The sequence below is a fragment of the Syntrophorhabdus sp. genome (assembly GCA_012719415.1).
Lineage (GTDB): Bacteria > Desulfobacterota > Syntrophorhabdia > Syntrophorhabdales > Syntrophorhabdaceae > Delta-02.
Window position 1 is genome coordinate 1 of sequence record JAAYAK010000316.1, and the last position, 5650, is coordinate 5650.

A 5650-nucleotide genomic window follows, 5' to 3' on the forward strand; every position below is an offset into this window, starting at 1 on the left:
AGGCCGACTCCATCACAAGGTCAACCTTCGACTGCAGCCTGTCTTCGAGGTGCTCGCGAAGGTCAAGAAAATCGAAGAGATCGATGTCGCGGCTGAAGGCGACAAGTATATCGATATCGCTTCTTTTCCTCTGCCGCCCCCTGACGCAGGACCCGAACAACCCCACCTTCCTGACACCATAGCGGGACTCCATCTCGGGTTTGCTGCGCCTTATGCTGGAAATGTAGGTTACTTCTCGACCTCATGGCAGGAGACCTTTTGGGCGCTCTTCCCCTTGCGCTTCTTTGAAGAATCCCTGAAGGACACATTGCCGTGCCACTCGTCGTAGGCATATCTATCGTTGGCGTAGTGGATACCGCTGGCACCCCCCTTGTTGGTGAGGATTATGGCATCCTTGCTCTTTGGCAGAGTAAGCCGGGCCGTCATGGGCGAGCTCTCGCCTTCGGCCTTCACGAAAGTGATGGTAAAGGACGTCCCGTCATCGCACTTATAGTGGAAAGGTCCGATATCCTCCGCGCAAGCGAGAGAGGACAGCAAGACAACAGCGACGGCAACAACGATCAACCGAAATGACATCAATTGAAACCTCCTGTCCGGAATATTTGAACGCAAGACTTGCGCTTCACCACCCGCCCCCCGGCATGACACATTTTTATGTATACTTCGGACCATCCGGGCGGTCAAGGGAATCTTTGGGAAGCACACGTCTGAGAGAATAGAGATTCGACCCCAAAGACCCCTGAATGAAGGCTGACCTTCTGTTTGTGTTCCAGGCCCCACATTCTTTTTGACAATACAGTCAGGGATAGACTAGGATTTCAGAGTGAAGAATCGGCCGGATACGAAGAAGAAAAGCCTTCTTGAGATTACTCTTCCACCATCAGCCGCATGAAAAAGGGAGTATAGATGACAGTCCGAGATGATGCCTGGGCCAAGTGCTGCGGCAAAGCGGGATACATGGACGAGCTTTCGTTCCCCGGCATGCTTCACGTTATGGTCGTCCGCTCACCGTTCCCCCGCGCCGGCATCCGATCCGTTCATGTCCCCGCTGTCGCTTCGGGATACTACGTCATAGACAGCACGGACATACCCGGTAGGAACATTTGCGCGATCCTGAGACAGGACTTTCCGCTTCTCGCCGAAGACAGGGTCAGTTTTGCCGGGCAGCCGATTCTCCTCATCGCGGGGCCCGAACGGGGCAGGATACTCGAAATAAACGACGGGATACGCATCGACTACGAACCGGAAGAGCCTGTCATAACCATCGAAGACGCCGAGGAAGGGCGGATACCCCCGGTCTTCGGTACGGACAATGTAATAGCCTCTATCGGCTTCGAGCGCGGCGATGTCGAAAAAACATTCATCGAGAGTGCCCGGGTCTTTGAGGACGAGTTCAGGACAGGCTACCAGGAACATCTCTATCTCGAGACGCTTCGGGCGATAGCGGTACCCGAAGAAGGGCGCATGACCGTCTACGGCCCTTTTCAGATACCCGACATCGTTCCCGTCGCTGTTTCCATACCGTTGGGATGGAACACGGACAGGATCCGTGCGCGTGTCACAACCATCGGCGGGGCTTTCGGCGGCAAGATGGAAACAACAACCCAGATCACCTGTCTCGGCGCCCTGGCCGCATATGTAACGCAAAGGCCCTGCTCGATCGTGTACGATCGGGAAGAAGACATAACGACGACATCGAAGCGGCATCCTTCCCGGATCCGCATCAAGAGCGGCGTCGACCAAAACAAGAGGATCAGGGCCGTAAAAATGGACATTGACCTTCTTGGCGGCGCCTATTTCGGCTCCTCGGCCGTTGTTCTCGATTCTTCTGTCAAGATGGCAACGGGTCCATACCGGTTCGAAAATGTGTCGGTCCGGGGCAGGGCGCTGGCCACGAACCATATCATGCCCGGCGCCACGCGGGGGTTCGGCGTTGTGCAGACGACATTCGCCATCGAAACCCATATGAGCCGCGTTGCACGGCAACTCGGCATTGACCCGCTTGATTTCAGGCTGGGCCATGTACTGAAGCAGGGAGACAGGACAAGCACCGATGCCGTCCTCCGCAATCAGGTGAAGATACCCGAGATCGTAAAGAGCGTCGATGACATGTCCGGTTACCGCGCAAAACGCGGGAGACAGGCCGGGTCTGACGCGACGGTGAAAAAGGGGATCGGCATCGCCCTTTACTCCTTCGGGGCGCCGCACACCGTCAAAGGTACTCTGCGGGGACGACCGAGACCCCTTATCTTGCGGCGTACCGGATCGGGAGATGTGGTCATTCTCACAACTATTACCGAGCTGGGACAGGGCATAGTGATGGTTTTCCGGGAGATAGCCTCCCGCATTCTCGATATCCCCATCGAACGCATCAGTATGGACAATCCGGATACGGACCGCGATCCCTCTACAATGGGCACGGGTGCTTCCCTGGGAGTGACCCTGTTCGGAAAGTCTGTCGAACGTGCGGCCCGGAAACTCAAAGACCGGTGGGACGAGCCGGGGGAGATCGAGGTGATGGAAGATTACGTGGAGCCCGGCTATCTGGAATGGGACGACAAACGAGTCGTCGGAGATGCCTTCCACACCTATTCCTGGGGAGCTGTCGCGGTAGAGGTATCGGTGGATTTACTTACGTGCGAAGTTCAGGTAACAGGCGTATGGGCCGCTCACGATATCGGCAGACCCATCGATGACCGCCTGGCGGAAGGGCAGGTCGACGGGGCGCTGGTGCAGGGGCTTGGTTTTGGCCTCATGGAGGTGCTGGAAAGCGCAGGAGGCATCCTTCAGCAAGGCCGTCTGAGGGACTATGCCATACCGACAATGAGAGATATCCCGGCGATCCGGCAGTCTTTTGTGATCAACCCCTATTCTGAAGGGCCCTTCGGCGCGAAATCTGTGGGCGAGATACCGACGATAGGTGCCGCCGCCGCTCTCGGGGAGGCCGTCGCCGATGCCCTCGGCATAGAAGTGGGCCGCCTGCCCATTACGCCCGAGTGTCTCCTCGATCTTGTCAGGGCAAAGGAGGCCTCATCATGACAATCGCGTTTGTGGTAAATGGCCGTCCCGTGGTCCTCGAAACGGATCCTTTGAGGCGGCTTATCGATGTCCTCAGGGAGGACCTTGGCCTGACCGGCGTCAAAGAGGGGTGCGGTGAGGGTGAATGCGGCGCCTGCTCGGTCCTTATCGATGAAAGGCCTGCACTGGCATGCATCGTTGCTGTCGGCGCGGTCGAGGGCCGTCATGTGGTCACTATCGAGGGGTATCAGGAACGGGACCTGTTTCGAAAGGTCGCTTCGGCCTTTGGCGAGACCGGGGCGCTCCAGTGCGGATTCTGCACACCGGGGATGATCATTGCCGCTGGTGCACTCATCGATGCCTGCCCCGATCCCGATGAGGAAACCGTACGGGAGGCATTGTCGGGAAATCTTTGCCGGTGTACCGGATACAACCGCATCGTCCAGGCGGTCATGCGGGCATCTCGTGAAACGAAGGAGACTTCGAGCCGATGAAAGATACCGCATTGAGGCCCCGTGACCTGAAAGAAGCTCTGATCCTTCGAAGGGAAACAGGCGGCATCCCCTACGCGGGAGGCACCGATCTGATGGTCCGCTCCGCACGGTGGGGCACAGTAAATGCTGACGCCGACCGTCCCGTCATGTTCATCGGTCATCTTGAGGAACTAAGGCAAGTAGCGACGGAGCCCGGTTTCCTCGTCATCGGGGCCTGCGCGACCCTCTCTTCATTGCGGGACCATCCCGATGTGCCCGTACTTCTGACAAGGATCATCGGCAGCATGGCGTCGCCTGCCGTCAGGAACATGGCAACGATGGGAGGGAACGTCTGCAATGCATCCCCGGCCGGGGACACGATTCCCTACCTCCTGGCGATGAACGGAACCGTGCTCTGCGCAAGCACGGACGATCGGAAAGAAATCCCTGTCAACGAGTTCATTTCAGGCCCCGGCACGACGATCCTCGCGCCTGATGAGATCGTCACGGGGTTTCGAATACCTCGCTATCAGTTCGATCATGAGTTTCATAAAAAGGTGGCAGCACGAAGGGCGAATGCCCTGACCAAGGCCTCCATCGTCGCACTTGCACGAAAGATCGACGACCGGCTTGTTGACTTGAGATTGGCCTTTGGCGCGGTGGGTCCGAAGGTCCTCAGATCACCGGATTGCGAACAGGCCCTCGTCGATTCCCTGCCGGGAACTAACGGCCGGCATGAACGAGAGGAAATACTGGCCGCTGTTCTAAAGCGATACGCTCGGATCTTAAGTCCCATAGACGACCAGCGATCAACGGCCGATTACCGCGGCACCGTTGTCATCCGCCTTGCCCGGCATTTCTTGAAAGAGGTATTGGGCCTGTCGTACCAACCCTGATACGGTGATACCCCGCGCGACACTTCAGAGAATCGCCCCGTCCGCCGCGTTACCTGTAGGGACTTTGAGGACATCCTGAGCGGCGGCTTGAACCGCTTGAATGGCTTGAACCGCTTGAACGTGAAGAACAAGAACCCTTGAAACTTGTGCGTTCATGGAAAAGTATTATCGCCTTCCCCATGACCTATCACCTATTACCCATAACCGCCCCTTCATCCTCCCATATGCACGAACCAGCGGTCCATTGGTCAACGATCCTCACCACTGACTGCTCGGAGGCATTGACCCACCCATGCAGGCGCGTGACTGATATCCTTGAGCAATTGCCTCTTGTCCCCCTCCGTCAGTCTCCTCCGCAGGATATCAATGATTGAATCGTCGACATTCCCCCTTCCCAGGTGCCGCAATGCCTGGATTACAAGTCCGCTGATGCGGCCCGCAGGCCCCATATTACGTGGGGTTGTATGCCGGAGATGTATCTCCTGGTTGCCTATCTTCACCGTTCGCGACGGACCATCGGTCAGATAGACAACCTTCGCCGGCACCTGCGTCGATAAACCCAGCAGATTGGCCGCATACGCACCGGAGGGCTGAAGGCGGATGCTGTCTTTCCCCGCAAGCGCTCTGGCCACGGCATCCGGACCAGGCGACAGCAAACCCATCGTCGCATGCGTCCTCGGATAATCATACAGCCCACGCGCCAAACGCCGCAAAGTCCCTCTCTTTGTCAAGCGGTGGAGCGCCAGATCAACGGCTTGCCGGCTGCCAAGGTCGAGAAACTCCCCTGGCGTGACCACACAACCCCTCCCACGTCCATAAATCCTGCTCAGTATCCTACTATCAACGCTCTGCATCACATTGCCTCGCGAGTTTTTGTAAGAAATAATACCACTTATATCTTACATGAGCAAGGGTGTTTCGTGGTTCAGAAAACGAGAGGCATGTCTCTCGCCCGCTTCGCTCGAGGTCGCTTAAGGTCGCGAAGAGAGGGGAAAAGAGAGTAAGGCCGCCGCCAGATTATGGAGCCTACCAGAATCTGGCGGCATTCTCGTCCCGCTATTCGGCGGGAGGAGAAAACCTCAGGAAGGAAAGAACAACAAGGACAAGGCAAAAATGGGGTCTGTCAAAGACGATAGGGTGAACCCAACCGCGCGTGATGGCTACAACAGTTTCTTGAACTCTTCCACCCCTAGACCGGCCGCCCTTATGATGGCCCGGAGTGTTCCCCGGTCAAGTTCCTTATGGTCAGGTACGACCACTTGC

The 5650-nt window shown here is 57.1% G+C and carries 6 protein-coding genes; 3 read left to right on the top strand and 3 right to left on the bottom strand.

All coding sequences use genetic code 11. The annotated features are described in order from the left end of the window. The coding region (locus tag GXX82_17865) for a nucleotidyltransferase (GenBank protein ID NLT24911.1) at window positions 1–193 on the bottom strand (193 nt) is incomplete at its 3' end. 35 nt (window positions 194–228) lie between these two features. After that, window positions 229–576 carry a lysozyme inhibitor gene (locus GXX82_17870; protein ID NLT24912.1) on the bottom strand — a complete coding sequence of 116 codons (348 nt, stop codon included), beginning with the start codon at window positions 574–576 and terminating at the stop codon, window positions 229–231. Window positions 577–906: 330 nt separating this feature from the next. Between GXX82_17870 and GXX82_17875 the strand changes: the two genes are divergently transcribed. From GXX82_17875 to GXX82_17885, 3 genes are read left to right on the top strand one after another with little or no spacing between them, the layout of a single operon-like run. Beyond that, window positions 907–3039 (top strand): xanthine dehydrogenase family protein, encoded by a 2133-nt coding sequence (locus GXX82_17875; protein NLT24913.1) that lies wholly within the window; start codon window positions 907–909, stop codon window positions 3037–3039. Continuing rightward, window positions 3033–3512 carry a (2Fe-2S)-binding protein gene (locus tag GXX82_17880; protein ID NLT24914.1) on the top strand — a complete coding sequence of 160 codons (480 nt, stop codon included), beginning with the start codon at window positions 3033–3035 and terminating at the stop codon, window positions 3510–3512. Before GXX82_17875 ends, GXX82_17880 begins: the two co-directional genes overlap by 7 nt. Then, entirely contained in the window at window positions 3509–4387 is an 879-nt protein-coding gene (locus GXX82_17885) for a molybdopterin dehydrogenase (GenBank protein NLT24915.1), read from the top strand. The genes GXX82_17880 and GXX82_17885 overlap by 4 nt, the downstream gene beginning before the upstream one ends. A gap of 1160 nt (window positions 4388–5547) precedes the next feature. On the opposite strand, the gene GXX82_17890 is transcribed toward GXX82_17885, so the two are convergent. After that, the coding region (locus tag GXX82_17890) for a type II toxin-antitoxin system HicA family toxin (protein ID NLT24916.1) at window positions 5548–5650 on the bottom strand (103 nt) is incomplete at its 5' end.

What these genes read in the sequence shown, in the direction of transcription:
- GXX82_17885 (NLT24915.1), top strand. Translation starts at nt 3,509, where the DNA reads ATGAAAGATACCGCATTGAGGCCCCGTGACCTGAAAGAAGCTCTGATC.
- GXX82_17875 (NLT24913.1), top strand. Translation starts at nt 907, where the DNA reads ATGACAGTCCGAGATGATGCCTGGGCCAAGTGCTGCGGCAAAGCGGGA.
- GXX82_17870 (NLT24912.1), bottom strand. Translation starts at nt 576, where the DNA reads ATGTCATTTCGGTTGATCGTTGTTGCCGTCGCTGTTGTCTTGCTGTCC.